The 25,976-nt window shown below is 64.3% G+C and carries 23 protein-coding genes and 1 tRNA gene; 15 read left to right on the forward strand and 9 right to left on the reverse strand.

All coding sequences use genetic code 11. From position 1 onward, the window contains the following. The first annotated feature begins 1 nt into the window (after position 1). The 10 genes from nuoL to DYI37_RS05305 all read left to right on the forward strand — a co-directional run bounded on the left by nuoL (position 2) and on the right by DYI37_RS05305 (position 12,124). The gene (gene nuoL / locus DYI37_RS05260) at positions 2 to 1,999 is read left to right on the forward strand and encodes an NADH-quinone oxidoreductase subunit L (protein ID WP_116682147.1); all 1,998 of its coding nucleotides are present in this window, start codon (positions 2 to 4) and stop codon (positions 1,997 to 1,999) included. Beyond that, positions 1,999 to 3,510 carry an NADH-quinone oxidoreductase subunit M gene (locus tag DYI37_RS05265; protein WP_116682148.1) on the forward strand — a complete coding sequence of 504 codons (1,512 nt, stop codon included), beginning with the start codon at positions 1,999 to 2,001 and terminating at the stop codon, positions 3,508 to 3,510. The genes nuoL and DYI37_RS05265 overlap by 1 nt, the downstream gene beginning before the upstream one ends. Before the next feature lie 18 nt (positions 3,511 to 3,528). Next, positions 3,529 to 4,971 carry an NADH-quinone oxidoreductase subunit NuoN gene (gene nuoN, locus DYI37_RS05270; protein ID WP_116682149.1) on the forward strand — a complete coding sequence of 481 codons (1,443 nt, stop codon included), beginning with the start codon at positions 3,529 to 3,531 and terminating at the stop codon, positions 4,969 to 4,971. A gap of 3 nt (positions 4,972 to 4,974) precedes the next feature. Then, a complete protein-coding gene (locus DYI37_RS05275; protein WP_116682150.1) occupies positions 4,975 to 5,733 on the forward strand; it encodes a biotin--[acetyl-CoA-carboxylase] ligase in 759 nt (252 codons plus the stop codon). 168 nt (positions 5,734 to 5,901) lie between these two features. Next, on the forward strand, positions 5,902 to 7,512 hold the full coding sequence (locus DYI37_RS05280) for a ribonuclease J (protein ID WP_116682412.1): 1,611 nt from the start codon (positions 5,902 to 5,904) through the stop codon (positions 7,510 to 7,512). Positions 7,513 to 7,517: 5 nt separating this feature from the next. Then, positions 7,518 to 7,922, forward strand: a complete 405-nt coding sequence (mce, locus tag DYI37_RS05285) for a methylmalonyl-CoA epimerase (RefSeq protein WP_116682151.1) — start codon at positions 7,518 to 7,520, stop codon at positions 7,920 to 7,922. Between the two features lie 132 nt (positions 7,923 to 8,054). Continuing rightward, on the forward strand, positions 8,055 to 8,315 hold the full coding sequence (locus DYI37_RS05290) for a DUF1467 family protein (protein WP_116682152.1): 261 nt from the start codon (positions 8,055 to 8,057) through the stop codon (positions 8,313 to 8,315). 496 nt (positions 8,316 to 8,811) lie between these two features. Further along, positions 8,812 to 10,134 (forward strand): proline--tRNA ligase, encoded by a 1,323-nt coding sequence (gene proS, locus DYI37_RS05295; RefSeq protein WP_116682413.1) that lies wholly within the window; start codon positions 8,812 to 8,814, stop codon positions 10,132 to 10,134. Further along, positions 10,131 to 11,444 (forward strand): lipoprotein-releasing ABC transporter permease subunit, encoded by a 1,314-nt coding sequence (locus DYI37_RS05300; protein WP_199520081.1) that lies wholly within the window; start codon positions 10,131 to 10,133, stop codon positions 11,442 to 11,444. The genes proS and DYI37_RS05300 overlap by 4 nt, the downstream gene beginning before the upstream one ends. After that, positions 11,441 to 12,124 (forward strand): ABC transporter ATP-binding protein, encoded by a 684-nt coding sequence (locus DYI37_RS05305; RefSeq protein WP_116682154.1) that lies wholly within the window; start codon positions 11,441 to 11,443, stop codon positions 12,122 to 12,124. The genes DYI37_RS05300 and DYI37_RS05305 overlap by 4 nt, the downstream gene beginning before the upstream one ends. Before the next feature lie 256 nt (positions 12,125 to 12,380). Here DYI37_RS05305 and DYI37_RS19755 read toward each other — a convergent pair whose 3' ends face one another. After that, positions 12,381 to 12,563: a hypothetical protein gene (locus tag DYI37_RS19755; RefSeq protein WP_147307884.1), complete on the reverse strand. Its 183-nt coding sequence runs from the start codon at positions 12,561 to 12,563 to the stop codon at positions 12,381 to 12,383. 179 nt (positions 12,564 to 12,742) lie between these two features. Between DYI37_RS19755 and dnaE the strand changes: the two genes are divergently transcribed. Continuing rightward, positions 12,743 to 16,207 carry a DNA polymerase III subunit alpha gene (dnaE, locus tag DYI37_RS05310; RefSeq protein ID WP_116682155.1) on the forward strand — a complete coding sequence of 1,155 codons (3,465 nt, stop codon included), beginning with the start codon at positions 12,743 to 12,745 and terminating at the stop codon, positions 16,205 to 16,207. A gap of 6 nt (positions 16,208 to 16,213) precedes the next feature. Here the strand turns inward: dnaE and DYI37_RS05315 are convergent, their stop codons facing one another. The 3 genes from DYI37_RS05315 to DYI37_RS05325 are packed head-to-tail and all read right to left on the reverse strand — an operon-like array spanning position 16,214 to position 18,503. Continuing rightward, on the reverse strand, positions 16,214 to 17,518 hold the full coding sequence (locus tag DYI37_RS05315) for a DNA polymerase IV (protein WP_116682156.1): 1,305 nt from the start codon (positions 17,516 to 17,518) through the stop codon (positions 16,214 to 16,216). Between the two features lie 2 nt (positions 17,519 to 17,520). Further along, a complete protein-coding gene (locus tag DYI37_RS05320) occupies positions 17,521 to 18,204 on the reverse strand; it encodes a hypothetical protein (protein ID WP_116682157.1) in 684 nt (227 codons plus the stop codon). After that, positions 18,201 to 18,503 (reverse strand): DUF3572 domain-containing protein, encoded by a 303-nt coding sequence (locus DYI37_RS05325; protein WP_116682158.1) that lies wholly within the window; start codon positions 18,501 to 18,503, stop codon positions 18,201 to 18,203. Before DYI37_RS05325 ends, DYI37_RS05320 begins: the two co-directional genes overlap by 4 nt. A gap of 123 nt (positions 18,504 to 18,626) precedes the next feature. Here DYI37_RS05325 and DYI37_RS05330 point away from each other — a divergent pair, with 123 nt between their 5' ends. Together DYI37_RS05330 and DYI37_RS05335 are read left to right on the forward strand one after the other, a co-directional pair. Then, entirely contained in the window at positions 18,627 to 18,998 is a 372-nt protein-coding gene (locus DYI37_RS05330; protein ID WP_116682159.1) for a response regulator, read from the forward strand. A gap of 9 nt (positions 18,999 to 19,007) precedes the next feature. Continuing rightward, positions 19,008 to 20,372 (forward strand): PleD family two-component system response regulator, encoded by a 1,365-nt coding sequence (locus DYI37_RS05335; protein ID WP_116682160.1) that lies wholly within the window; start codon positions 19,008 to 19,010, stop codon positions 20,370 to 20,372. A gap of 1,077 nt (positions 20,373 to 21,449) precedes the next feature. On the opposite strand, the gene rpmG is transcribed toward DYI37_RS05335, so the two are convergent. From rpmG to DYI37_RS05350, 3 genes are all read right to left on the reverse strand, one after another. Continuing rightward, the gene (gene rpmG, locus DYI37_RS05340; protein WP_116682161.1) at positions 21,450 to 21,617 is read right to left on the reverse strand and encodes a 50S ribosomal protein L33; all 168 of its coding nucleotides are present in this window, start codon (positions 21,615 to 21,617) and stop codon (positions 21,450 to 21,452) included. A gap of 229 nt (positions 21,618 to 21,846) precedes the next feature. Continuing rightward, positions 21,847 to 22,761 (reverse strand): RNA polymerase sigma factor RpoH, encoded by a 915-nt coding sequence (gene rpoH, locus DYI37_RS05345; protein WP_116682162.1) that lies wholly within the window; start codon positions 22,759 to 22,761, stop codon positions 21,847 to 21,849. Between the two features lie 144 nt (positions 22,762 to 22,905). After that, entirely contained in the window at positions 22,906 to 23,886 is a 981-nt protein-coding gene (locus tag DYI37_RS05350; RefSeq protein ID WP_245413805.1) for an RluA family pseudouridine synthase, read from the reverse strand. Positions 23,887 to 24,021: 135 nt separating this feature from the next. Between DYI37_RS05350 and DYI37_RS05355 the strand changes: the two genes are divergently transcribed. Then, complete coding sequence (locus DYI37_RS05355; protein WP_116682164.1) at positions 24,022 to 24,387, forward strand: hypothetical protein; 366 nt, start codon at positions 24,022 to 24,024, stop codon at positions 24,385 to 24,387. A gap of 101 nt (positions 24,388 to 24,488) precedes the next feature. After that, positions 24,489 to 24,563, forward strand: a tRNA-Glu gene (locus DYI37_RS05360). Positions 24,564 to 24,909: 346 nt separating this feature from the next. Here the strand turns inward: DYI37_RS05360 and DYI37_RS05365 are convergent. Together DYI37_RS05365 and DYI37_RS05370 are read right to left on the reverse strand one after the other, a co-directional pair. Further along, complete coding sequence (locus tag DYI37_RS05365; protein ID WP_245413779.1) at positions 24,910 to 25,464, reverse strand: copper chaperone PCu(A)C; 555 nt, start codon at positions 25,462 to 25,464, stop codon at positions 24,910 to 24,912. A gap of 58 nt (positions 25,465 to 25,522) precedes the next feature. Continuing rightward, complete coding sequence (locus tag DYI37_RS05370; RefSeq protein ID WP_116682166.1) at positions 25,523 to 25,936, reverse strand: hypothetical protein; 414 nt, start codon at positions 25,934 to 25,936, stop codon at positions 25,523 to 25,525. Positions 25,937 to 25,976 lie beyond the last annotated feature (40 nt).

Below are 25,976 nucleotides of genomic sequence, written 5' to 3' on the forward strand. Positions count from 1 at the left end.
CGTGTATCAGATCATCGTCCTCCTCCCGCTGGCCGGCTTCCTGATCGCCGGCCTCGGCGGCAATATGATCGGCGCGAAGGCGTCGGAATATGTCACGTCGAGCTTCCTCGTCGTGGCCGCGCTCCTGTCGTGGATCGGCTTTCTCAGCTTCGACGCGGCCGAGCCGATGGCTCCGATCACCCTCCTGCACTGGATGCAGTCCGGCGACTTCGACGTCTCCTGGGCGCTCAAGATCGACCGGCTGACCCTCGTGATGCTGGTCGTCGTGAACACGGTCTCGGCCCTCGTTCACATCTATTCCATGGGCTACATGCATCACGATCCGCATCGCCCGCGCTTCTTCGCCTATCTCTCCCTCTTCACCTTCGCCATGCTCATGCTGGTGACGGCCGACAATCTCATCCAGATGTTCTTTGGCTGGGAGGGCGTCGGTCTCGCCTCCTATCTGCTCATCGGATTCTGGTACAAGAAGCCGTCCGCGAACGCGGCCGCCATGAAGGCGTTCGTCGTCAACCGCGTGGGCGATTTCGGCTTCCTTCTCGGCATCTTCGGCGTCTTCGTGCTGTTCGGCTCGGTCAATCTCGACACGATCTTCGCGGGTGCCGCCGATATCGCCGCTCAGATGGGCGGCGAAGCGGGCGAGGCTGCCGCCCACGGCGCGGCCTCCGCCGGCGATGTCGTCCTCAGCTTTGCGGGCTATTCGCTGACCATGGGCAGCGCGCTCACCGTCGTCTGCCTGCTCCTCTTCGTCGGCGCTATGGGCAAGTCGGCCCAGATCGGCCTGCACACCTGGCTTCCGGACGCCATGGAAGGCCCGACGCCGGTCTCGGCGCTGATCCACGCGGCGACCATGGTCACCGCCGGCGTCTTCATGGTCGCGCGCATGTCGCCGATCTTCGAGCTCAGCCACACCGCGCTCACCTTCATCACCTTCATCGGGGCGACGACCGCCTTCTTCGCGGCGACCATCGGTCTCGTGCAGAACGACATCAAGCGCGTGATCGCCTATTCGACCTGCTCGCAGCTCGGCTACATGTTCGTCGCGATCGGCGTCGGCGCCTACTCGGTCGCGATCTTTCACCTCTTCACCCATGCCTTCTTCAAGGCGCTCCTGTTCCTGTGCGCGGGCTCCGTCATCCATTCGGTGTCCGACGAGCAGGACATGCGGCGCATGGGCGGGCTGCGCAAGCACATCCCGGTCACCTACTGGACCATGGTCATCGGCACCCTTGCGCTGACCGGTTTCCCGTTCACCGCCGGCTACTTCTCGAAGGACGCCGTCATCGAGGCCGCATTCGTCGGGCACAACGCTTTCGCCGGCTACGGCTGGGGCCTGACGGTGATCGCGGCGCTCCTGACGAGCTTCTACTCCTGGCGCCTGATCTTCATGACCTTCCATGGCAAGCCGCGCGCTTCGGCGGACGTGATGCATCACGTGCATGAGTCGCCGATGGTGATGCTGGTTCCGCTCTTCATCCTGTCGATCGGCGCCCTCTTCGCCGGCATGATGTTCGAGCACAGCTTCGTCGGCGAGGGCTACGAACACTTCTGGCAGGCGGCGCTCTACATGGGCCCGGACAATCACATCCTGCACGATCTGCACGAGGTGGCGTTCGGCATCGCGATCATCCCGACCATCATGATGGCCCTCGGCTTCGTGATCGCCTACTGGCTCTATATCGTGAACCCGGCCAAGCCGAAGCAGCTCAGCGAGACCCATCGCGGCCTCTACAAGTTCTTCCTGAACAAGTGGTACTTCGACGAGCTCTACGACTTCCTCTTCGTGCGCCCGGCCAAGGCTCTCGGCCGCACGCTGTGGAAGACCGGTGACGGACGCATCATCGACGGGCTCGGTCCCGATGGCGTCTCGGCCCGCGTCCTTGACGTGACGAACCGCGTGGTTCGGCTGCAGACGGGCTACCTCTATCACTACGCCTTCGCGATGCTGATCGGTGTCGCAGCGCTCGTTACCTGGATGATGATCGGGGGAATCTCCTGATGACCGACTGGCCGATTCTCTCGACCGTCACGTTCCTGCCGCTCGTCGGCGCGCTGCTGATCCTCTTCATCCAGGACGACAACGAACTCGCACGGCGCAACATCCGCAATGTCGCGCTGATGACGACGGTCTTCACCTTCGTCGTCTCGCTCTGGATCTGGGGCGAGTTTGACTACGAGACCACCGGGTTCCAGTTCGTCGAGCAGGCCGAATGGCTGGGCACCGGCATCACCTATCATATGGGTGTCGACGGCATTTCCATGCTGTTCGTCATCCTGACGACCTTCCTCATGCCGCTTTGCGTTCTCGCCAGCTTCGAGAGCGTGAAGAGCCGTGTGAAGGAATACATGATCGCCTTCCTGGTGTTGGAGACGCTGGTCATCGGCGTGTTTTGCGCGCTCGACCTGATCCTCTTCTACATCTTCTTCGAGGGCGGCCTCATCCCGATGTTCCTCATCATCGGCGTGTGGGGCGGTAAGCGCCGCATCTATGCGAGCTACAAGTTCTTCCTCTACACCTTCCTCGGCTCCGTCCTGATGCTCGTCGCCATGATGGCGATGTATTGGAACGCCGGGACCACATCGATCCCCGAGCTTCTCGCCCACGATTTCCCGGCCTCGATGCAGCCCTGGCTCTGGTTCGCCTTCTTCGCGTCCTTCGCCGTGAAGATGCCGATGTGGCCGGTCCACACCTGGCTGCCCGACGCGCACGTGGAGGCGCCGACGGCGGGCTCCGTCATCCTGGCGGGAATCCTCCTGAAGCTCGGCGGCTACGGCTTCCTGCGCTTCTCGCTGCCGATGTTCCCGATCGCCTCGGCCGATTTCGCGCCGCTGGTCTATACGCTGTCCGTGATCGCGATCATCTACACCTCGCTGGTCGCGCTCATGCAGGAGGACATCAAGAAGCTGATCGCCTATTCGTCGGTCGCCCATATGGGCTTCGTGACCATGGGCATCTTCGCGGCCAACGCCCAGGGCGTTCAGGGCGCGATCTTCCAGATGCTGTCTCACGGCCTCATTTCCGGCGCGCTCTTCCTGTGCGTCGGCGTCGTCTACGACCGCATGCATACCCGCGAGATCGCGGCCTATGGCGGCCTCGTGAACAGGATGCCGAAATACGCCGTCGCCATGCTGATCTTCACCATGGCGAATGTCGGCCTTCCCGGCACGTCCGGCTTCGTCGGCGAGTTCCTGACGATGATGGGCGTGTTCCAGGTGAACTCCTGGGTCGCGATCTTCGCGGCGACCGGCGTCATCCTCTCGGCGGCCTATGCGCTATGGCTCTATCGCCGCGTCGTCTTCGGCGCGCTCGAAAAGGAGAGCCTGCGTTCGATCCTCGATCTGTCGCGGCGCGAGAAGGCGATGCTCTATCCGCTGATCGTTCTCGTCATCTTCTTCGGCGTCTATCCGATGCCTGTCTTCGATGTGACGGCCGCCTCCGTCGATCATCTTCTCAATACCTACAACGCCGGACTCGAGGCTGCCTCGTCCTCCGTCGCTGAAGCCAACTGAAGCAGGGACCGCTAGCACATGGTTTCGGACATGCTCTCCAGCAGCCTGTGGATCGTCGGGCCTGAACTCATCCTCGCCGTCGGCGCGATGGTTCTGCTGATGATCGGCGTCTTCAAGGGCGAGAAGAGCGCGCAACTCGTGACCTCGCTCGCCGTCGCGCTGCTGATCATCGCCCTGCTCTGGCTCGTCTTCATCGCGCCGCAGGGGGTCGCCTTCGGCGGATCGATCCTTTCCGACAGCTTCGCGAGCTTCATGAAGGTGCTCGTTCTGATCGGATCGGCGGCCGCGGTCGTCATGTCGGCGGGCTATGCGGAGAGCGAGCGGTTCAACCGGTTCGAGTTCCCGGTGCTCATCGTCCTGTCGACGCTCGGCATGATGGTGATGGTCTCGGCCGGTGACCTGATCACCCTCTATCTCGGCCTCGAACTGCAGTCGCTTGCGATCTACGTCCTTGCCGCGATCAACCGGGACAGCGTGCGCTCGACCGAAGCGGGCCTCAAATATTTTGTCCTTGGCGCTCTTTCGTCTGGCATGCTGCTTTACGGCGCCTCGATGGTCTACGGTTTCACCGGGCAGATCGAGCTGACCGCCATTGCCGCGAGCCTTGCGGAGGGCGAGCGGTCCCTCGGCCTTATCGTGGGTCTCGTCTTCGTCCTCGCCGGACTCGCCTTCAAGATCTCGGCGGTCCCGTTCCACATGTGGACGCCCGACGTCTACGAAGGTGCCCCGACGCCCATCACCGCGCTTCTCGCTGGCGCGCCGAAGGTGGCGGCGATGGCTCTCATCGTGCGTTTTGCGATGGAAGGCTTCCAGCCGGTCGCCATCGACTGGCAGCAGGTCATCGTCTTCATCTCGATCGCCTCGATGGCGTTCGGCGCCTTCGCCGCGATCGGCCAGAAGAGCATCAAGCGCCTCATGGCCTATTCGTCGATCGGCCACATGGGCTACGCACTCGTCGGTCTTGCGGCCGCGAATGTGGAAGGCGTACGGGGCGTCGCGCTCTACATGGCGATCTATCTCGCGACGACCCTCGGCACTTTCGCCGTGATCCTGTCGATGCGCCGGGAGGATGGTCCGGTCGATCAGATCGAGGATCTCTCGGGCCTGTCGCGCACCAATCCGGTGATGGCGACGTTCCTCACGATCATGATGCTCTCGCTTGCCGGCCTGCCGCCGCTCGCCGGATTTTTCGCCAAGTACTTCGTCTTCATGGCGGCCGTGGAGTCCGGCCTGTTCGCGCTCGCCGTCATCGGCGTTCTCGCGAGCGTCGTCGCGCTCTACTACTACCTGCGGATCGTCAAGCTGATGTGGTTCGACGATCAGGCCAAGCCCTTCCTGCCCGCGCCGATCGAGCTTCGCGTCGTCCTTTGGGTGGCCGGCCTGTTCGTTTTCCCGGTCTACCTGTTCGTGGGCGGTCCGGTCTTTGCGGCGGCGAGTGCCGCGGCCCAGTCCTTCTTCTGAGGAATGGCCGCCGCGTCCGCTCCGACCTACAGACGGCTGGCTTTCGGCGACGTCTCCTCGACCAACACGATCGCTCTCGAAGCGGCGCGGTCCGGAGATGCGGGTGACCTTTGGGTCACCGCCGAGCGCCAGATCGAGGGGCGGGGGCGGATGGGGCGGCGCTGGTCGTCGGAAGCCGGCAATCTCTTCGCGAGCTGGATGGGGATTGACGTCACCCCGGCGCATGAGCTGGCCAAGCTGCCCTTCGTCGCCGCGCTCGCCGTTCGAAACGCGATCGAGCGTTTCGTGGAGCCCGGGGCGCGCGTCCAGACGAAATGGCCGAACGACATCCTCGTCGACGGCAAGAAGATCGTCGGTATTCTCCTCGAAACGAGCCGGCTGACCACCGGGCATACGGTGCTCGTTCTCGGATGCGGGATCAATGTGGATCACCACCCCGAGGATGCGCCTTATCCGGTCACCTCGCTCCGTGCCGAAGGCTATCGCTCGGGGACGCAGGACGTCTTCGAGGCGCTGGCGCTCGAATGGCAGTGCCAGTTGAAGCGCTTCGATCGCGGCGCCAATTTCGGCGAGATCCGTCGCGACTGGCTGAGCCATGCCGTGGGCATCGGCGGCCCTTGTACCGCGCGCCTCACCGACCGGACGCTCGAAGGGCGCTTCGAGGCGATCGATGCCGACGGACGCCTTCTTCTGGCACTCGCAGACGGGCGCATCATCCCTATATCTGCAGGTGACATCTTTTTCTCATCGAGCGCTCCCTGACGGGTCGTAGCGCTTCGCGACGCGGGACGATCCGTGGCGCGACACCGAATGAACATGACCGAACGAAACCGCCCGATGCGCCCCGCGCGCGTCGCGCAAAACGCATGAAAGAATGACGATTTGACACAACTGGTATTCGTGCCGCTCGGCGGCATCGGCGAGATCGGAATGAACCTCGCCCTCTACGGCTATGGCCCCGAACACGACCGCGAATGGATCGTGGTCGATTGCGGCATCTCGTTCGCCGGGCCGGACATGCCGGGCGTCGACCTGGTCTTCCCCGATATCCGCTTCATCGAAGAGCACGTGAAGTCCCTCAAGGGCATCATCATCACGCATGCCCACGAGGACCATTACGGCGCGCTCCTCGATCTGTGGCCGCGCCTCAAGGCGACGGTCTACGCGACCGAGTTTTCCGCCGGTCTCCTCGCGGCGAAGCGCGCGAGCGAACCCGGCGCGCCGAAGATCCCGGTGGAGGTCTTCAAGGCCGGCGACCGTTTCAAGGTCGGGCCCTTCGAGATCGAGGCGATCAACGTCACCCATTCGATCCCCGATCCCGTGGCGCTCGCGATCCGCACCGAGGCGGGCACGGTGATCCATACGGGCGACTGGAAGATCGACCCGACGCCGGTGCTGGGCCTGCCGACGGACGAGGCGCGGCTGCGCGAGATCGGCGATGAAGGCGTCATGACCCTGATCTGCGACTCGACCAACGCGATGCGCGAGGGCGATTCGCCGAGCGAGACCGAGGTCGCCGCCTCGCTGACGAAGATCATCACCGCAGCGCCCGCCCGCGTCGCGGTCACCACCTTCTCCTCCAATGTCGGCCGCATCCGCTCCGTGGCGAAGGCTGCGACCGATGCCGGACGGCAGGTACTGCTGATGGGCCGGTCCATGCGCCGCACCGTCGATGTGGCACGCGAACTCGGCTATATGAGCGATCTGCCGGATTTCCTGTCCGAGCAGGATTTCGGCTACGTGCCGAAGGACAAGGTCGTCATCATCCTCACGGGAAGCCAGGGCGAGGCGAGGGCGGCGCTCGCCCGCCTGTCGCGCGACGAGCACCCGACCGTCGCCCTGTCCAAGGATGATCTCGTCATCTTCTCCTCCCGCGCCATTCCGGGCAACGAGAAGCCCATCATCGAGATCAAGAACGCCTTTCTGGAGCGCGGCGTCCGCATTCTCGAAGACTCCGAGGCGCTCGTCCACGTCTCGGGCCATCCGCGCCGCAACGAGCTTCGTAAGATGTACGAGTGGACGCGCCCGCAGACGGCCATCCCGGCCCATGGCGAGCCTGCTCATCTTGCAGCCCATGCCCAGCTTGCCCGCGATCTCGGCACGAAGAACGTCGTCGAGGCCCGCAACGGCCAGATGATCCAGCTCTATCCGGGTTCCGGTGCCGTCATCGACGAGGTCCCGTTCGGGCGCCTCTACAAGGACGGTCATCTCATCGGTACGGCCGAGGACATGGGCATTCTGGAGCGGCGCCGTCTCTCCTTCGTCGGCCAGGTCTCGGTGCTGATCGAACTCGATGCCAAGCGCAATCTGAAGGACGATCCGGATCTCGTCTCGATCGGACTTCCGATCGAGGACGAGACCGGTGAGGACCTCGAGGATCTGCTGGTCGATGCGGCGGCGGGTGCGGTCGAAAGCATTCCGAACGGTCGACGGAAGGACCCGGCTCTCGTGCGCGAAGCGGTACGCCGTGCGGTTCGCAATGCCGCCCAGGAGATCTGGGGAAAGAAGCCGCTGACCACCGTCTTCATCACGATGGACTGACCGCCATGCTCGGACGCCTGAACCATGTGGCGCTCGCCGTTCCCGATCTCGGGGCGGCGAGCGAGCATTACCGCGAAATGCTGGGGGCGTCGGTCTCCGAGGCACAGGCTTTGCCGGAGCATGGCGTCCGCGTCGTGTTCGTCGAACTCGGCAATACCAAGATCGAACTCCTGGAGCCTCTCGGCGAGGCCTCGCCCATCGCGGCCTTCCTCGCCAAGAACCCCAAAGGCGGCATGCATCACGTCTGCTACGAGGTCGCGGATATCCGCGCGGCCCGCGATCGGCTCGTTGAAAGCGGCGCGCGCATCCTCGGCGACGGGGAACCGAAGATCGGCGCCCATGGCAGGCCGGTCCTCTTCATCCATCCGGGCGATCTCTTCGGAACGCTGACGGAGCTCGAAGAGGTCTGATCCGCTCACCGGTGAGACCTCGCCGGGTTCCGCGATCGACGAAGTTCTCGCGGCGCGGGTTAGCACGCAGGCACGACGCGATGCGATCGGGCCTTGGAGCAAGATCGACAGACAGGCGAAGGGAGAAGAGGGATGGGTTGGGTTTCGGGACTGGCGATCTTCTTCATCATCTGGTGGACCGTCCTCTTCGCGGTCCTGCCATTCGGCAACCAGATCCCCGAGGGTGAGGAACAGCTTCTCGGGACCCAGGAAGAAACGCCGAGCAATCCCAGAATGATGAAGAAGGCGATGATCACCACGGTCATCTCGGTGCTCGTCTTCGGCGCCTTCTATCTCGTCACGGAAGTTCTCGGATTCAGCTTCTCGGACTTCCCGCAGTTCGTTCCAAGCTGATCCTTCGCCGGCTGCCGAAACATGGGGCATTGCGCTGTGCCGGCGTCCCGCTCATCTGGTCCGTATGAAGAAGAAGATCAAAAAAAAGATGCAAGGCCGAGGCCCTGCATCTGAAAAAATCGCGTGTCTGGATTTCCAATTACCATGTCCGGCGGGCAGCGAATCTCACGCGCCCAGAAATCACGTCCTCCCAAGACTAGACCGCAAAACCTGGTTCTTCTGACGGAACCGTGACAACGATGTGTCTATACGCAAGTTGACAATGCTTGTCATCCGGAATCTTTCGCTGCACTCTCTTTGCGCATCTCTATACAGTGCTGAAAAACGATGCGGTCTGGGGATCGCCGGCTGCGCCTCGATATCTCTCAGCTCCCGGGAAGGGCTCGGAAACGCCCCGGAAATGCCGCTTTCCATTCCATCGGCGAGGGGTTAAACCCTGCCACGCTTCGCCGGCTTGCATCCGGTGCTTCTTCACGCCAGTTCGACGGTTCTTCCCATGCGCTTGTCGCGATATTTTCTGCCCATCCTGAAGGAAACGCCGCGCGAGGCGGAGATCATCTCGCATCAGCTGATGCTGCGCTCCGGCATGATCCGCCAGCAGGCCGCCGGCCTCTACAGTTTCCTGCCGCTGGGCAAGAAGGTGCTGGACAAGGTCTGCGCGATTATCCGGGAAGAGCAGAACCGCGCAGGCGCCAACGAGATCCTGATGCCGACCATCCAGTCCGCCGATCTGTGGCGGGAATCGGGACGTTACGATGCTTACGGCGAGGAGATGCTGCGCATCACCGACCGGCACAAGCGCGACCTTCTCTACGGTCCCACCAATGAGGAGATGGTGACGGACATCTTCCGCAGCTATGTCCGCTCCTATCGCAGCCTTCCGCTCAACCTCTATCACATCCAGTGGAAGTTTCGCGACGAGGTGCGCCCGCGCTTCGGCGTCATGCGTTCGCGCGAATTCCTGATGAAGGACGCCTATTCCTTCGACGTCGACTTCGATGCGGCCCAGATCGCCTATCACCGCATGTTCGTCGCCTATCTGCGCACCTTCCATCGCTGCGGCCTGCAGGCGATCCCGATGCGCGCCGATACCGGCCCGATCGGCGGCAATCTCAGCCATGAATTCATCATTCTCGCCTCCACCGGGGAGAGCGAGGTATTCTGCCATCGCGATTATCTCGACATGGCGATCCCGTCGGAAGCCATGGATTTCGACGACGCCGCACGCCTCTCCTCGATCGTGAAGGACTGGACGACGCCTTACGCCGCGACCGACGAGATGCACGACGAAAGCGCCTGGAACGCGATCGACGAATCGCAGAAGCTCAACGCGCGCGGCATCGAAGTCGGCCACATCTTCTATTTCGGAACGAAATATTCCGAGGCGATGAACGCCGTCGTCACCGGTCCGGACGGCAAGGAGATGCCGGTCCATATGGGTTCCTACGGCATCGGTCCGAGCCGTCTCGTGGCCGCCGCTATCGAGGCCTTCCACGACGATGCCGGGATCGTCTGGCCGCGCTCGATCGCGCCGTTCGACGTCGGGCTCGTCAACATGAAGCCCGGCGACGCCGATTGCGATGCGGCCTGCGAGAAGCTCTATGGCGAGATGACGGCCGCTGGCCTCGACGTCCTCTACGACGACGAGGAGGGGCGCGCGGGATCGAAGTTCGCGACCATGGATCTCATCGGCCTGCCCACCCAGGTCATCGTCGGGCCGCGCGGCGCCAAGGCCGGCGAGGCCGAAGTCAAGGATCGCGCAAGCGGCGCGCGCGACACCGTACCCATGGACAATGTCATCGCCAGGATCATGACGTGAGTGCTGCAGGTGCCGATCGAGGCGTGAAGCCGACCGGAAGGCTGCCGAAGACCGGCGCCTCGCCGTTCTCGCGCTTCGAATGGCTGCTGGCGGGGCGCTATCTGCGCTCGCGCAAGCGCGAGGCCGGCGTCTCAGTCATCGCGGGCTTCTCCTTCGTCGGCATCATGCTCGGCGTTGCGGCCCTCATCATCGTGATGTCGGTGATGAACGGGTTCCGGACCGAGCTTCTGACCCGCATTCTCGGCGTCAACGGCCATGTGATCGTCATGCCGATCGATCAGCCGCTCACCGATTACGACGCGGTCGCAAACCGCATCGATCAGGTGCCGGGCGTCGAATTCTCGATGCCTCTCGTCCAGGGACAGATCCTCGCCCAGGGCATGGGCACCGCCTCGACGGGCGCGCTCGTGAAGGGTGTGCCGCAGGCGGCACTCGAAAAGCTCGCGCCGGTGGCGAGCAATGTGCAGCAGGGCACGCTCGAAAATTTCGACAGCGCCGGGGGCGTCGCGATCGGCGCGCGTCTGGCCGAGCGTCTCGGCCTGCGCATCGGAGACAACATCACGCTGATCTCGCCCGATGGCGACGTGACGCCGCTCGGAACGACCCCCCGCGTCAAGGCCTATCCGGTCGAGGCGATCTTCGAGATCGGCCTGTCGGAATACGATGCAGGCTTCATCTACATGCCGCTGTCTGAAGCGCAGCTCTTCTTCAATTCGGAAGGGCAGGCCCAGTCCGTGGAAGTCTTCGTGGACAATCCCGACGATGTTGCCCGCCTGCAGCCGGCCATCGAAGCCGCGGCCGAACGGCCGGTCTATTCGGTCACCTGGCAGAGCCAGAACCAGTCCTTCTTCTCCGCGCTCCAGGTGGAGCGCAACGTGATGTTCATCATCCTCACGCTGATTGTGCTCGTCGCCGCGCTCAACATCGTCTCGGGCCTCTTCATGCTGGTGAAAGGCAAGGGCCGCGATATCGCGATCCTGCGCACCATGGGGGCGACGCGCGGCTCGATCATGCGCATCTTCTTCATCACAGGCGCTTCGATCGGTGTCTCCGGCACGATCGCCGGCTTCGTCCTCGGCCTCCTGTTCTGCCTCAATATCGAGAGCATCCGGGGCTTCTTCTCCTGGCTCTCCGGCGTCGATATCTTCAATTCGGAGATCTACTTCCTGAGCGAGCTTCCGGCGGAGATCCAGTTTTCGGAAGTCGTTCTCGTCGTCGCGATGGCCGTGGGTCTGTCCTTCCTCGCCACCATCCTCCCGTCCTGGCAGGCCTCGCGGCTCGATCCGGTCGAGGCCTTGAGATACGAATGACCCCCGCACTGGAATTGAAGGCCATCGGGCGACGTTTCGTCCAAGGCGAAAACGAACTCGTCATCCTCGACGGGGCCGACATGACCATCGCGGCGGGCGAGATGGTCGCGCTCGTCGCGCCCTCCGGTTCGGGCAAGTCGACGCTCCTGCAGATCGCCGGGCTTCTGGAAAAGCCGACGAGCGGCGAGGTCGTCGTCGGCGAGCGCCAGTGCTCTCGCCTCGACGACAAGGGGCGAACCGCCATGCGCCGCCAGGCGATCGGCTTCGTCTATCAGTTCCATCATCTTCTGCCCGAGCTCTCGGCGTTGGAGAACGTGATGATCCCGCAGCTCATTCTCGGGCGCTCGCGCGGGGATGCCGCCAAGCGGGCCCGCGTCCTCCTCGACCATATGCGCATCGCCGGTCGAGCCGATCATCGCCCGGCCGAGCTTTCGGGCGGCGAGCAGCAGCGCGTCGCCATCGCGCGGGCCGTCGCGAACGAGCCCCAGCTTCTCCTCGCCGACGAGCCGACGGGCAATCTCGATCCGTCGACCTCCGATCACGTCTTCGATTCCCTGACGACCCTGGTGCGCGAATCGCGCCTTGCCGCACTGATCGCGACCCATAATCACGATCTCGCCGCTCGCATGGATCGCACGGTGACCCTCGCCGACGGCAAGATCGTACCGAAGCTCCGCTGAGGCCGGCGCCCCGGAACGCCGCCATACGATCCAACGCCGGCGCACCTCGTACGCTCTTGTCGGCGGGCAGGGTGCGCCTGCCGCAGGCCAGCGCGTCGGCGTGCGAGATGGTGCCGATACGGTTCCGCCACCGGCTCGACCGGTCATGCGTCTTCCCGACGCCATCTCTCTTTTTCTCCCGAAATCCCGAAATCCCGAAGCGCCGACCGCGAGGTTGCCGCGGCCGCAGGGCTGCATCGCCGCTATTCTGTCGCTGTCACGGATCGCCCGTTCCGCTGGGCGAGCGACCGCTTGCGATCGGCGTGTTGACAAGAGAACAAAACAGGAACATGATGTTCCCATCGAAAACGAAGAACGGGAAAGACGTCATGTTGGATCTGGGCAGGGATATCGCGTCACTGGTGGTCGTTTCGGGCTTCGTCTTTTCCCTGATGGTCATCGTGCATAGCTTGTGATCCCGGACCGCCGTCGTCCTGCAGCGGGGCTCGAAGCTGCCCGGAAACTGTGGAGCAAGACATGGGCGCGGTATGCCGGGCCGAGGCTCGCGGTCTAGAATGGGCCGGGAGGGTGAGCGGACCGCAGGGTCCGCCCATGGCAGGCGAACGAAGGTGAACGACCATGACGATCACGGCGGACGCGAAGACGGGCCCACGCTTCATCCATCTGCGCAGCCACAGTGCCTTCTCGCTGCTCGAAGGGGCGCTGAAGCTCGACCAGATCATCAAGTTCGCTTTGGCCGACGAGGCGCCGGCCGTCGGCATCGCCGATACCAACAACCTGTTCGGTGCCCTCGAATTTTCCGAAAAGGCCTCGAAGAGCGGGCTTCAGCCGATCATCGGCTGTCAGCTCGACGTGGATTTCGCCGATGGCGAGAACGATCGCGAGCGCGCCTCGCTCTCTCCCGCTCCCCTCGTCCTCATCGCGGGATCGCAGGTCGGCTATGCCAATCTCGTGGAGATCGTCTCCAAGGCCTATCTCGGCCATGAGGAGAACTCCCGCCCGCATGTGAAGTCGTCCTGGCTCGGCGAATTCGCCGAGGGCGTCATCGTTCTGACAGGCGGTCCGAACGGCCCCCTCGGCATCGCGCTCGGCGCCGATCGCAAGCCGATCGCCGAGGCGCGCCTCGACTATCTCAAGCAGATCTACGGCGACCGGCTCTATGTCGAGCTTCAACGCCAGAGCGGCTACAGCCGGCGGATCGAGGCCGAGACGCTGGAACTCGCCTATGCGTTCGACCTGCCGATCGTCGCGACGAACGAGCCCTATTTCTACTGCCCGGACGATTTCGACGCCCATGACGCGCTTCTCGCCGTGGCTTCCAACCGTCTCGTCAGCCACGAGGACCGGCGCCGCCTCTCGCGCGACCATTGTCTGAAGACGCAAGGGGAGATGGCGGAACTCTTCGCCGATCTGCCCGAGGCCCTCGACAACACGGTCGAGATCGCGCGGCGATGCAGCTTCCGGCCGAAGGTGCGCAATCCGATCCTGCCGCGGTTTGCCGGGGCTGACGCGGATCCCGCCGAGGCCTTGAGGGAAGAGGCGGCCGAACTGCGCCGCCAGGCCTTCGAGGGGCTCGAGGCGCGGATCGCCAAGCACGGGATCGCGAGCGGGCACACCGAGGAGGATTATCGCGCGCGCCTCGATTTCGAGCTGACGATCATCGAGAAGATGGAGTTTCCCGGCTACTTCCTGATCGTCGCCGACTTCATCAAATGGGCGAAGGACCAGGGCATTCCGGTGGGTCCCGGCCGTGGATCGGGCGCAGGTTCGCTGGTCGCCTACGCGCTGACCATCACCGATCTCGATCCCTTGCGTTTCTCGCTTCTCTTCGAGCGCTTCCTCAATCCCGAGCGCGTCTCGATGCCGGACTTCGACATCGACTTCTGCCAGGATCGGCGCGAGGAGGTGATCCGCTACGTCCAGGGCAAGTACGGCCGCGAGCAGGTGGGCCAGATCATCACCTTCGGAACGCTGCAGGCGCGGGCCGTGCTGCGCGATGTGGGCCGCGTCCTCGAAATGTCCTACGGCCATGTCGACAAGCTGTGCAAGCTCGTGCCGGCCAATCCCGCCAATCCGGTGACGCTCGCCCAGGCGCTGGAGGAGGAGCCGCGCCTCAAGGAGGCGCGCGAGAAGGAGGAGATCGTCGACCGGCTGATCTCCATGGCCCTGAAGCTGGAAGGGCTCTACCGCCACGCCTCGACGCATGCGGCGGGCATCGTTATCGGCGACCGGCCGCTTCAGAAGCTCGTGCCGATGTATCGCGATCCGCGCTCGGACATGCCGGTCACCCAGTTCAACATGAAATGGGTGGAGCCGGCCGGGCTCGTGAAGTTCGACTTTCTCGGACTGAAGACCCTGACGACGCTCCAGACCGCCGTCGAGTTCGTGAAGAAGCGGACGGGGGAGGAGATCGACCTCGCCGCCATCCCGCTCGACGACAAGGCGAGCTACGAGATGCTGACGCGCGGCGAGACCGTCGGCGTGTTCCAGCTGGAATCGGTCGGCATGCGCAAGGCGCTGATCGGCATGCGGCCCGACGTCTTCGAGGACATCATCGCGCTCGTGGCGCTCTATCGGCCCGGCCCGATGGAGAACATCCCCACCTACAACGCCCGCAAGCACGGGGAGGAGGAGCCGGACTTCATCCACGACAAGATCGCCCCGATCCTGAAGGAGACGCAAGGCGTCATCATCTACCAGGAACAGGTGATGCAGATCGCGCAGGTCCTCTCGGGCTATTCGCTCGGCGAGGCCGACATGCTGCGCCGAGCCATGGGCAAGAAGATCCGCGCGGAGATGGACAAGCAGCGCGTCCGCTTCGTCGACGGCGCGGTGGAGCGGGGCGTCGACAAGAAGCAGGCGGACATGATCTTCGATCTGCTCGCCAAGTTCGCCAATTACGGCTTCAACAAGTCCCACGCGGCGGCCTACGCTCTCGTCGCCTATCAGACGGCCTATCTGAAGGCGAACTATCCGACCGAGTTCCTCGCCGCCTCCATGACCCTCGACGGCGGCAACACCGAGAAGCTCAACGAATACCGGCTCGATGCCCGCCGGCTCGGCATCGAGGTCGTCCCGCCTTCGGTGCAGACCTCCTTCCGCAAGTTCGAGGTGGGCGAGAAGCGCATCTTCTACGCTCTTTCCGCCATCAAGGGGGTCGGCGAGCATGCGGTGGATCACATCGTGGCAAAGCGCGGCGAAAAGCCCTTCGCATCGCTCGAGGACTTCTGCGGGCGGATCGATCCGAAAATCATCAACAAGCGCACCTTCGAATTCCTGATCGCGGCCGGCGCCTTCGACTGCTTCGGCCAGGAGCGGGCGCTCCTGATGGGCAATGTCGAGAAGATGATGGGCTATGCGGCCCGGATCGCCGACAGCCGCACCTCGGGTCAGGCCGACATCTTCGGATCCCTGTCGAGCGAGCCCGAACCCCTGCGCCTGACCGCGGGCCCGCTCTGGACATCCTCCGAAAAGCTGATGCGCGAATTCCAGGCGATCGGCTTCCACCTGTCGGCCCATCCGCTCGATGAATACAAGGCGGCCCTCAAGCGGTTGCGCGTCCAGTCCCATTCGGATGCGGTGGCCGCGGTCAAGCGAGGGGCGAGCGCGGTGCGTCTCGCCGGCACCGTCACCAGCCGGCAGGAGCGCAAGACGCGGACCGGCGGAAAGATCGGCATCATCCAGATGTCGGATGCGACCGCCCAGTACGAGGTGGTTCTCTTCTCCGAAACGCTTTACGCCTTCCGCGATGCTCTGGAGCCCGGGGCCTCGGTCATCGTCACCGCCCAGGCCGAAGAGCGGCCCGAGGGCGTCTCGTTCCGGGTCAGCAACGTCCAGTCGCTCGAGGACGAGGCGGTGCGCATGCAGAAGGCGCTGCGCATCTTCCTTCGCGACGAAGCCCCGATCGCCTCCTTCCAGGACCATCTGAAAGCCAATGGCGACAGCGAGGTCTCGATCGTCCTCCTCAGGGACGACGGGGGTCGGGAGGTGGAGATCCGGCTTGCCGACAAGTACCGGGTCTCGCCCCAGATCGCGAGCGCCATCAAGGCCGCGCAGGGCGTGGTGGATGTGGAACTGGTCTGACGCTTCTCAGCTGCGGCGCGGCTCGGACCGGGTCGGCGGCGCCCCATAGGTGTAGCCGGTCTCGATCGCCTTCTGTCCGAAGCGGCCGCGAAGCGCGTCGAGCGCGGCTTCCGCCTTCTTGCGTTTGGCGAAGGCCGGATCGACGAGATCCTCGGGGTCGGCGAGGCTCTCGGGCGCAAAGCCCGAACAGCCAATCCCGATCAGGCGAAATCGGGTGCCGTCGAGTTCGTGTCCGAGCAGCGAACGTCCGGCCGAAAAGATGCGGTCGGCGAGCCGCGTCGGATCCTGAAGCTTGCGCTGGCGGGTGCGCAGCTTGAAATCGGCCGTCTTCAGCTTCAGCGTCACGCCGGTGGCCGCAAGATCGGTCGCCTTGAGGCGTGCGGAAACCTTCTCGCTGAGACGCCGCAGAACCGGCACGAGATCGTCCATCCGGTAGAGGTCGGTATCGAAGGTCGTCTCGGCGGAAATGCTCTTCGCCTCGCCCCGCGGCTCGACCGTTCGCGTGTCGATCCCGCGCGAGAGGCGCGACAGGCGCATCCCCATGGCGCCGTAGCGGCGCATCAACTCGCCTTCGTCCATCTCCTGCAGCTGTCCGATCGAGGTGAGACCGTCCGCCGTGAGTTTCGCGGCCATCGCTTCGCCCACGCCCCAGATCGCGCCGATCGGCCGGACGCGCAGGAAGTCGCGGGTCTCGGACCGCCCGATCACGGAGAAGCCGCGCGGCTTTTCCAGATCCGAGGCCATCTTGGCGAGAAACTTGTTGTGCGACAGGCCGATCGAGACGCTGACGCCGATCTCGGCCTCGATCCGTGCCGCAAGCTTGACGAGCGTGACGGCGGACGGCTCGCCGTGCAAAAGTTCGGTGCCGGAGAGATCCATGAAGGCTTCGTCGATCGAGAGCGGTTCGACGAGGGGCGTGAGATCGCGCATCATCTGGCGGATCTCGCGGCCGACGCCCGCATATTTTTCCATGCGCGGTTTGACGATGACGGCCTCCGGGCAGAGCTTCAGGGCTTTGAACATCGGCATGGCCGAGCGAACGCCCCGGATGCGGGCGATGTAGCAGCATGTCGTCACGACGCCGCGCGTGCCGCCTCCGACGATCACCGGCTTGTCGCGAAGGCTCGGATCGTCCCGCTTCTCGATGCTGGCATAGAAGGCATCGCAGTCGAGATGGGCGATGGGAAGGCTGCCGAGTTCCGGGTGAGCGGCAAGGCGCGGACTGCCGCAGGCAGTGCACCGGCGCGCCTCGAGCCGGCCCGTCGCATGGCAGTCCCGGCAGACACTGAAACCCGCTGCCGACGCGGCCATGGTCAGCCCGTCGGCCCGAGGCCGTCGGCGTCGCTGCCGTCGCGCAGGATCGAGCCGATGAGGTTCCGCGCATGGGGCCAGTCGCGCGCCGACAGGGTTCCGCTCGGCAGGGCCGGCAGATGGGGGCGGAAGCCGTCATGGGCCATGAGGTGGACGAGATGCACGGTGGGGGCGCTGCGCCGGACCGTCTGGAGATTGGGGGGCAGATCGTCGACGAAGACGATCGGGCCGCTCCAGCGTGCCTGAAGTTCCGCGACGACGCCGCCCTTCGCCCGCTCCGTGGCGATCATCGGATAGCTGAGGCCCGCCGCATCGAGGACCGCACGCCGGGTGTCGTGGTAGTCGGGGTCCATCGCGGTGAGAAAGACGATGTCGGCGTGCTGCCCCAGTTCGTCCAGTGCCTCCCTCACGCCGTTCACCGGCAATTGGCGTTTCGCCTGCTCGGCATAGAGCTGAAGCATGATCGTCTCCAGCTCGCCGCCGGAAAGGGCGATGCCACTGGAAACGCGCATGGCGTTTCCCGTCAGCTTGTAGCTGTCGAAGCGCAGAGCCGCGCCATGCTCGCCGAGAAGCGTCTGGAACGGGGCGATGAATTCGAGAACCACCTCGTCCACGTCGAGAATCAGCAGGGCCTCGTGCCGCTTCTCGATGGCGTCGATGGCCGTGCCGCGTGTCCTGTGGCTCATAGGCTGTCCCATTCCCGTCCGCGCCCGCCGGCAAGGGCGCTGCCGGCGTCCACGACGCGCTGCGGCGCATGGCCGCTCGCCTCGCAGAAGGCCATCAGCGTCGCCTCGTGCGCCGTCACGAATTCGAGGACGCCGGAAAGGAAGCCGGGTTCGGCCGCCGCCGCCCGCATCTCGCCTGCCGAAAGTCCGGTAAGCCCGCAGAATCGCTCGAAAAGGCGCTGGTCACCTGCGATGAAGCCGAGAGCCTCGACCGCGATGGCTTCCGGATCGCCGGTCGTGCCCTCTTTCGAACCCGCCATTCTTTACCTTCCGTCAATCGTGATGCGAAGAAGGCTCCAGATTCCCACTTCTTCAACGAAATGCGCCTATTGGATTAACCCGATACCGAACATTCGGCCCCGGGTCGAGCAGGAGACGCACCGATGGCGAAAACCGTGATGATCGTTGAGGACAACGAACTCAACATGAAACTTTTTCGCGATCTGATCGAAGCTTACGGATATCTGACGGTTCGCACCCAAAGCGGGCTCAATGCGGTGGATCTCGCCCGAGAACACATGCCCGATCTGATACTGATGGATATCCAGCTGCCCGAAATTTCGGGCCTCGATGTCACACGACAGCTGAAAGCGGACGCGCAATTGCAACGGATTCCGGTCATAGCGGTTACTGCCTTCGCCATGAAGGGTGACGAAGAGCGGATTCGCGAGGGCGGCTGTGAGGCCTATATCTCCAAGCCCATCTCTGTCCCCAAGTTCATAGAGACGATCAAATCGTTTCTTGGCGAGGGATAAGGAATCATAATGAGCGGACGCGTTCTGATCGTCGACGACAACCCGGTGAATGTCCGGCTGCTGGAAGCGAGGCTTTCGGCGGAATATTTCGATGTCGTCACCGCGCAGAGCGGCGCCGAGGCACTCCAGATCTGCCGCTCCGAACCGCTCGATCTCGTCGTCAGCGACGTGATGATGCCCGGGATGGACGGCTTCGAACTCTGCCGCACCCTCAAGTCGGATCCGGCGACCCTCCATCTGCCCGTCGTCCTCGTGACGGCGCTCGACCAGCCGTCCGACCGCGTGATGGGACTGGAGGCAGGCGCCGACGACTTCCTTATCAAGCCGGTCCGCGATCTGCCGCTGCTTGCGCGCGTGAAAAGCCTCACCCGGCTGAAGCAGGTTACCGACGAATTGCGGCTGCGCGCCGAGACCGCCAGCGATCTCATGACCGCGAGCGATCCTGCGGCCGATGCCGCCTCGAGCGTGCCGAACATCCTGGTTCTCGGTCACGACGAACGGTCCAATGGCCGTCTCGCCTCGATTCTGGAAAAGGTGGGAACCGTGCGGTCCTTCGCGGACCGGGCGCAGGCGTTCGACACGATCCAGGCGGGATGGGCGACCCTCGGCCTCATCGATCTGTCCGGCGGCGCGGGGCCCGATTACATGCGTTTCCTCGCCCGCTGCCGGGCGGAGCAGAACTCGCGGGCGATGCCGATCATCGTCGTGACCGATGCCGACGACGACCAGTCCGCGGCCAAGGCGCTGGAACTCGGTGCCCACGACTACGTGCAGCGGCCGGTCGATGCGAACGAGCTTGCGGCACGAACGCGCACCCAGCTCGCCCGATACCGGTATGGCGAAGCGCTGCGCATGACGGTGGAGCGCACCCTCGAAATGGCGGTGATTGATCCCCTGACGGGGCTCTACAATCGCCGCTTCTTCGACGCGCATATGGCCCGTGCCATCGAGACCGCGAAGGAGCGGGACACGCCGTTCGCAATTCTCGTCGCCGATATCGACCACTTCAAGTCGATCAACGATCGCTATGGCCACGATCACGGCGACCAGGTGCTGAGGGAATTTGCCCGGCGTCTTGAGGCAAGCGTACGCGCAAGCGATCTGTCCTGCCGAATGGGCGGGGAGGAGTTCGCGGTCCTCCTGCAGAATGCGGATGACAGAATGGCCAGAACCATGGCCGAGCGCTTCCGCCTCGCGGTCGAAGCGCGCCCGTTCTCGATGTCCGACGGCGTCGACGTGAACCTGACCGTTAGTGCCGGTGTCGCGATCTATCCGGCCAACGGATCCGACGCGACAGGCTTGCTTCGGGCAGCCGACGAGGCGCTCTACAAGGCGAAGCACGAAGGCCGGAACCGGATCGCGGTCGCCGCCTGACCTGTGCGGGGGAGGGCGCGGGGCGCATCCGGGCTCTCCTGGAATCGCGGCCCCGTCCTCTTTGGCGGGCGAGGTCGGTCCCCTGGCAACCCCACCGCCGTCTCCTTCGTCTGCGATGATCTTCGACGATCATTTGCGAAGGATCGATGTGCGGGGCGTTCGCGCAGGCATCTCCCATCCGTTCTGCCAGGTCCGCTTCCCGGAGCCGTCGGCATGGTGCCGGGCAAGTGGGGATGGCGTGTCATGACGGGCTGGCACTCGGCGCCCGTGGATGCCCGAACGGCGCTTGGCCACCATGCGATTTCGCGCCTCTTCGACCTACGGAGCGTCGGGGCTGTTACCGCTTCGTGAAGAGGCCTATGATGGGGTTAACCACGTATGACGGGAATCGGTCGCTTTTGTCGAATCTCGTTGCAAAATCGGCGTGTTTCCGTCACGTTCTGCTCATGGGTTCTGGCATTCGCATGCAGGCAAGGACAGCCGCTTCGAATGTGCGAGATACCCCATGGAATGCTCAGGTCCGCCGCATCTCCTGGGTCCCGTGGGGCGGTCGGCCAGTCTGGTTCAATACGGTGTCCTCGTGCCGTGAACCAGCTGGCCGGCCACTTTCTTCCGGAACGCCGATTTCTCCGACATCCTGAGTTCGATGCTGACAGCGTTTCCGCGCCCGGCTTTCCTGTACGCCCGCGCCGATCGCAGGCCCTTGTCGCAGACTGCTCTCTGACTGACGCCGGCGAAGCCCCGGTGCCATCGAAGCCCGAGGAACGCCGGTTCACCGATCGCAGGCCGAAGGTTGCGTCATGCGCGCTCGGCGTGCGTCAAGAGATAACTGGTTCCCGACTCGATGATGGCAAGGCCGGCTCTCGGTTGCTGCGGAGCGCCGATTGGGCAGCAACGGAGCGCCGATGGAGCGGTGAGTGAATAGGGCAGGGGGGGCCGGTGCCGCCGCCCTAACGGTATCCTTCGTGTGAGAAGGTTGCGCCCCGCCATAAACGAAAGCGCCGCCCGGTGACGGACGACGCTGAAGAACGCTCAGGGATCGGCCTGTCTTCGGGTCCGATTCGGACCGCTCGCGGCTTACTTGATCTTGGTCTCGCGGAAGTCGACATGCTTGCGTGCGATGGGATCGTACTTACGCTTCACCATCTTGTCGGTCATCGTGCGGCTGTTCTTGCGGGTCACGTAGAAATAGCCGGTGTCGGCCGTCGAGAGCAGCTTGATCTTGATCGTGGTCGCCTTGGCCATCGTCTCATCCGTTGGTTCTTGAACGCCTTTCGCTACGGCCGGCGCGATGTCCGGCACCGAAGGAAGGCTGCAATTTGAAAATCCGTCCTGTCACGTTAGTCCCGCGATCGGTGATCGGCCTTGGCACAAACGCGAAGCCGCCGGCGCTTGAGACGCCGGCGGATTTCACGCGGGACATTACCCGCCGCGGCTCCGAAGTCAAGAGCGGGCCGGTAAAACCGGGCTCCGATCAGGCGTGGGCCGCATCCTCCACGCGCCGCAGGGACTGCTGATCGGCCACGACGTTCTCCTGGACCGCCTTCTGGACCTTCTCGAAGGCCCGGACCTCGATCTGGCGCACGCGTTCGCGGCTGATGTCGAACTCGCCCGAGAGGGCTTCCAGCGTGATCGGGTCCTCGGACAGGCGGCGTGCCTCGAAGATCCGGCGCTCGCGATCGTTGAGGATGCCCATCGCCCGCTTCAGCATGCCCCGGCGCTGGTCGAGTTCGTCCTGATTGGCGAGAAGCTCCTCCTGGGATTCGTTCTCGTCGACCAGCCAGTCCTGCCACTCGCCGGACTCGCCCTCGGTCGCCCTCAGGGGCGAATTGAGCGAGGCGTCGCCCGACAGACGGCGGTTCATGGAGACGACCTCCTCGTTCGAAACGCCGAGCTGGGTCGCGATCTGCTGGACCTGATCGGGATTGAGATCGCCGTCCTCGAGCGCCTGGATCCGGCTCTTCATCTTGCGAAGGTTGAAGAACAGACGCTTCTGGTTCGCGGTCGTGCCCATCTTCACGAGGCTCCACGACCGCAGGATGTATTCCTGGATCGAGGCCTTGATCCACCACATGGCGTAGGTCGCAAGGCGGAAGCCGCGCTCGGGGTCGAAGCGCTTGACGGCCTGCATCAGGCCGACATTGCCCTCCGAGACGACTTCGCCGATCGGCAGGCCGTAGCCGCGATAGCCCATGGCGATCTTCGCCACGAGACGCAGATGGCTCGTCACGAGCTGGTGGGCGGCATTGCGGTCGTCATGCTCGGCGTAACGCTTGGCGAGCATGTATTCCTCGTCGGGCTGAAGCATCGGGAACCGGCGTATCTCCTCGAGATATCGGTTCAGACCGCCTTCGCCCGAGGCGATGCTGGGTAGGTTCATCTGGGCCATTCTAGTCCCTCCATCGAAAACTGCCTGCTTTCAAAGCCAGACAAAGGCGGGCCCATGGGGCACCCGCCAGCCCTTGATATGGGGATGGAGACTTCGTCCTGCACGGTATCGCGCGCAAAAAATCCATTGACGACCGTCCGCCTCTTACCCATCTCCGGCAGTTGGTTCCGTTTGGAGACCAACCTGCAGGGACCCTGCAAGTTCCCGAAAATCGCCCGGCAGGGGGCTGACGAACCGTTCACTCTTTCCGGTGACCGGGTGGACGAAGCCGAGGACCGCCGCGTGGAGGGCCTGCCGGTCGAATGCACCAAGAACCGCCTGCGCTTCTTCTTCCAGCGCGTGAATCTTGCTCCGAAAGCCCGATCCGTAAACGTCGTCGCCGACCAAAGGATGCCCGAGATGGGCCATGTGCACGCGGATCTGATGGGTGCGCCCGGTCTCCAGCCGGCATTCGACCAGCGCCGCCTCCAATGGTGCCGACCGAGCCGAAAGGCTCGTGACATTGTAATGGGTGATCGCATGACGCGCGTCGGGCTGGCTGTCCGACACGACGGCCCGTTTCAGGCGATCGGCCGAGGAGCGTCCGAGAAAGGTCTCGATCCGGCCGACCGCCGGCAGGGGATGGCCCCAGACGAGCGCCCGATAGGCGCGCACGAGGCGCCCGTCGCGGCCGTGGGCGGCGAACTGTTCGGCGAGCCCTCGATGGGCCGCGTCGGATTTGGCGACGACGAGAAGGCCGCTCGTATCCTTGTCGAGCCGGTGCACGATACCCGGGCGCTTGACGCCGTTGATGCCGGAAAGCTCGTCCCCGCAATGGTGGAGAAGACCGTTCACCAGCGTTCCGGTCCAGTTGCCGGCTCCGGGATGAACGACGAGCCCGGCCGGCTTGTCGACGACGATCAGGTCCGCGTCCTCGAAGACGATGGCGAGCGGCATCTTCTCGGGCTGCGGATCGGGCTCGGCGGGCGGCGGCACGACCAGCGTCACGGTTTCGCCCGCCTGGAGCTTGCGTTTGGCGATCGTCGCGGGCGCATCGTCGATCGAGACGTCTCCCGCCTCGATCAGCGCCTTGATTCGCGCTCGCGACAGATCGGGCCCGCAGAGACGGGCGAGAAACGCGTCCATGCGGGTTCCCGCATCCGATGCGTCCACCGTGAAGACGTGTCGATCACTGGGTTCCAGATTCACTGCTCGGCTCTTCATTGTCGCGTTCCGGATCTGCGGTTATGACCGGCTGACGCGAAACAGGCAAAACCGGCGATGACGACTGAAGACGATATCAAGGACGAAAAGCCCCTCGACCCCGCCGCCGAGCGCTTGCGCATCAAGCTCGTCCGCCTGCTCGTCGTCTCGATGGGTTTTCTGTTCCTGTCGATCATGACCGTGTTCGGCGTCATCATCTATCGCACCTCGGGTGCCGAGGAGGTGCCGGCCTATGACGGAACGCCGCTCTCGATCGCCCTGCCCGACGGGAGCGAGGTCGTCCAGACCGTGCTCGACGGGGACCGGATGCTCCTGACCGTGCGCGTCGGAGCCGAAACCCGGCTCGTCCTCGTCTCGGTGGAGACCGGCGAGGTCCTCCGATCCTTCACTCTCGCGAACGCGCCTTCGGCCGGCACCCGGTGAACGGGGGACGGTGCACCGAAAAACTTCTCCGAATGCGCCTCCGGTCCGCAGAAAAGTCTTGCATCCTGCGGCCGGCCCTTTTATGTCACCCCCATTGGCACGCGCCCATCGTCTAGCGGTTAGGACGGCGCCCTCTCACGGCGCAAACAGGGGTTCGATTCCCCTTGGGCGTACCAATCTCCCCGATATAGCAAACGTTTTAGGCACGGTTGGCCATAGGCTGGCCATTGCGAGAGCGCGTCCGATCGCCGGGGCGGGCTATCCCGTTCGCTGTCAGGCGTGTGAGCCGGCGAGGCCGCGAAGCTCGGACATCCAAGACTCCACGACGATCGATCTCTGACGCGGGCGATGCGTCCTGGCGCAGGGGGAAGCCCAAGGCTCCGCCTGCGCCGGATTGGCCGCATGAGACGCGGCTTGATAGCATCGGACCCAAACCTGGACCCGGTTTTCGGACCATCCGATGCCTCAGGCAGAAACCGGAGCCTCGGGCCCGATTCTCTCATCGGGCCCGAGGCTTTGGGTTTACTGGGCCGACTTTTCGGCCATTCCCTCATGTCCCGGCATGTCGGTATCCCCGTGCGCCGCGCCATGATGCATCTCGTGGCTTTCGCCCTGCGGAGCCTTCGCCCCCATGGCCTCGACCGCGAGTTCCACCTCGACATCGCCGGCCTTCTCGAAACGAAGGGTCAGCGGCACGCGGGCGCCCTCCTTGAGCGGCTCGGACAGGTCCATCAGCATCAGATGATAGCCGCCGGGCGAAAGCTCGACCGCTTCACCGGCGGGCACCGCCAGCCCATCCGTGATCTGGCGCATCTTCATGACGCCGTCGTCCATGGACATCTCGTGGATCTGGACGTCGCTCGCGACCGGCGAGGAACCACCGAGAAGGCGATCCTCGGACGAGCCGCGATTGTCGAGGGTCAGATAGCCGCCGGCGACGGGCGCGTTGGGCGGCGTCGCGCGCGTCCAGGGATGGTCGATCACGATCTCGCCCGCCTTGTAGTCGTGGGCGAAGGCGGGTGCGGACAAAGCGAGGGTGAGGGCCGCGCTCGCGGCCAGAAGCATGCGGGAAATCATCGTATGTCTCCGAATGAAAGGAAAAGATCGCCGGACATGAAGTCCGGGCATTTCGAGATCAGGCGGAGGAAGGGGGAGGGCCGCGCGTGAGCGCAAGGCCCGGGGGCGGGGCGCGCGGCCCCTGCGCGTCCACGGGCAGCGGCCAGGTGAGGGCCGTCTCGTTCGCCGCGAAGACGAATTTGCCGCCACCCACGGTCTTCGACGCGAGGTGGTGCGCGGCCGAGTGGCCGCAGGCGATGGCGCAGGAGCCGTCGAGACAGCAGTCGTGCGGGTTCGGTGCATCGCTCGCCGGGCCGGCCTGGGAGGGCGCGCCGTCGTGGCAGATGACGGACACGGGTCCGGCGAGAGCTGCATCCATGCGGGCGCCGGCATAGGCCCCCGACAGAGCCTGGAGCACGATGAGGTGAGCGATGACGAGTGTCGCCGCCAGAGCGCTCGATCGATCCGAGAGAAGGTGCCGAAACTGCCTCATGGATCAGCGGTTACCACAGGGGGAACGAGGGCGATAGGCG

Source organism: Fulvimarina endophytica, from assembly GCF_003403015.1.
GTDB classification, from domain to species: domain Bacteria; phylum Pseudomonadota; class Alphaproteobacteria; order Rhizobiales; family Rhizobiaceae; genus Fulvimarina; species Fulvimarina endophytica.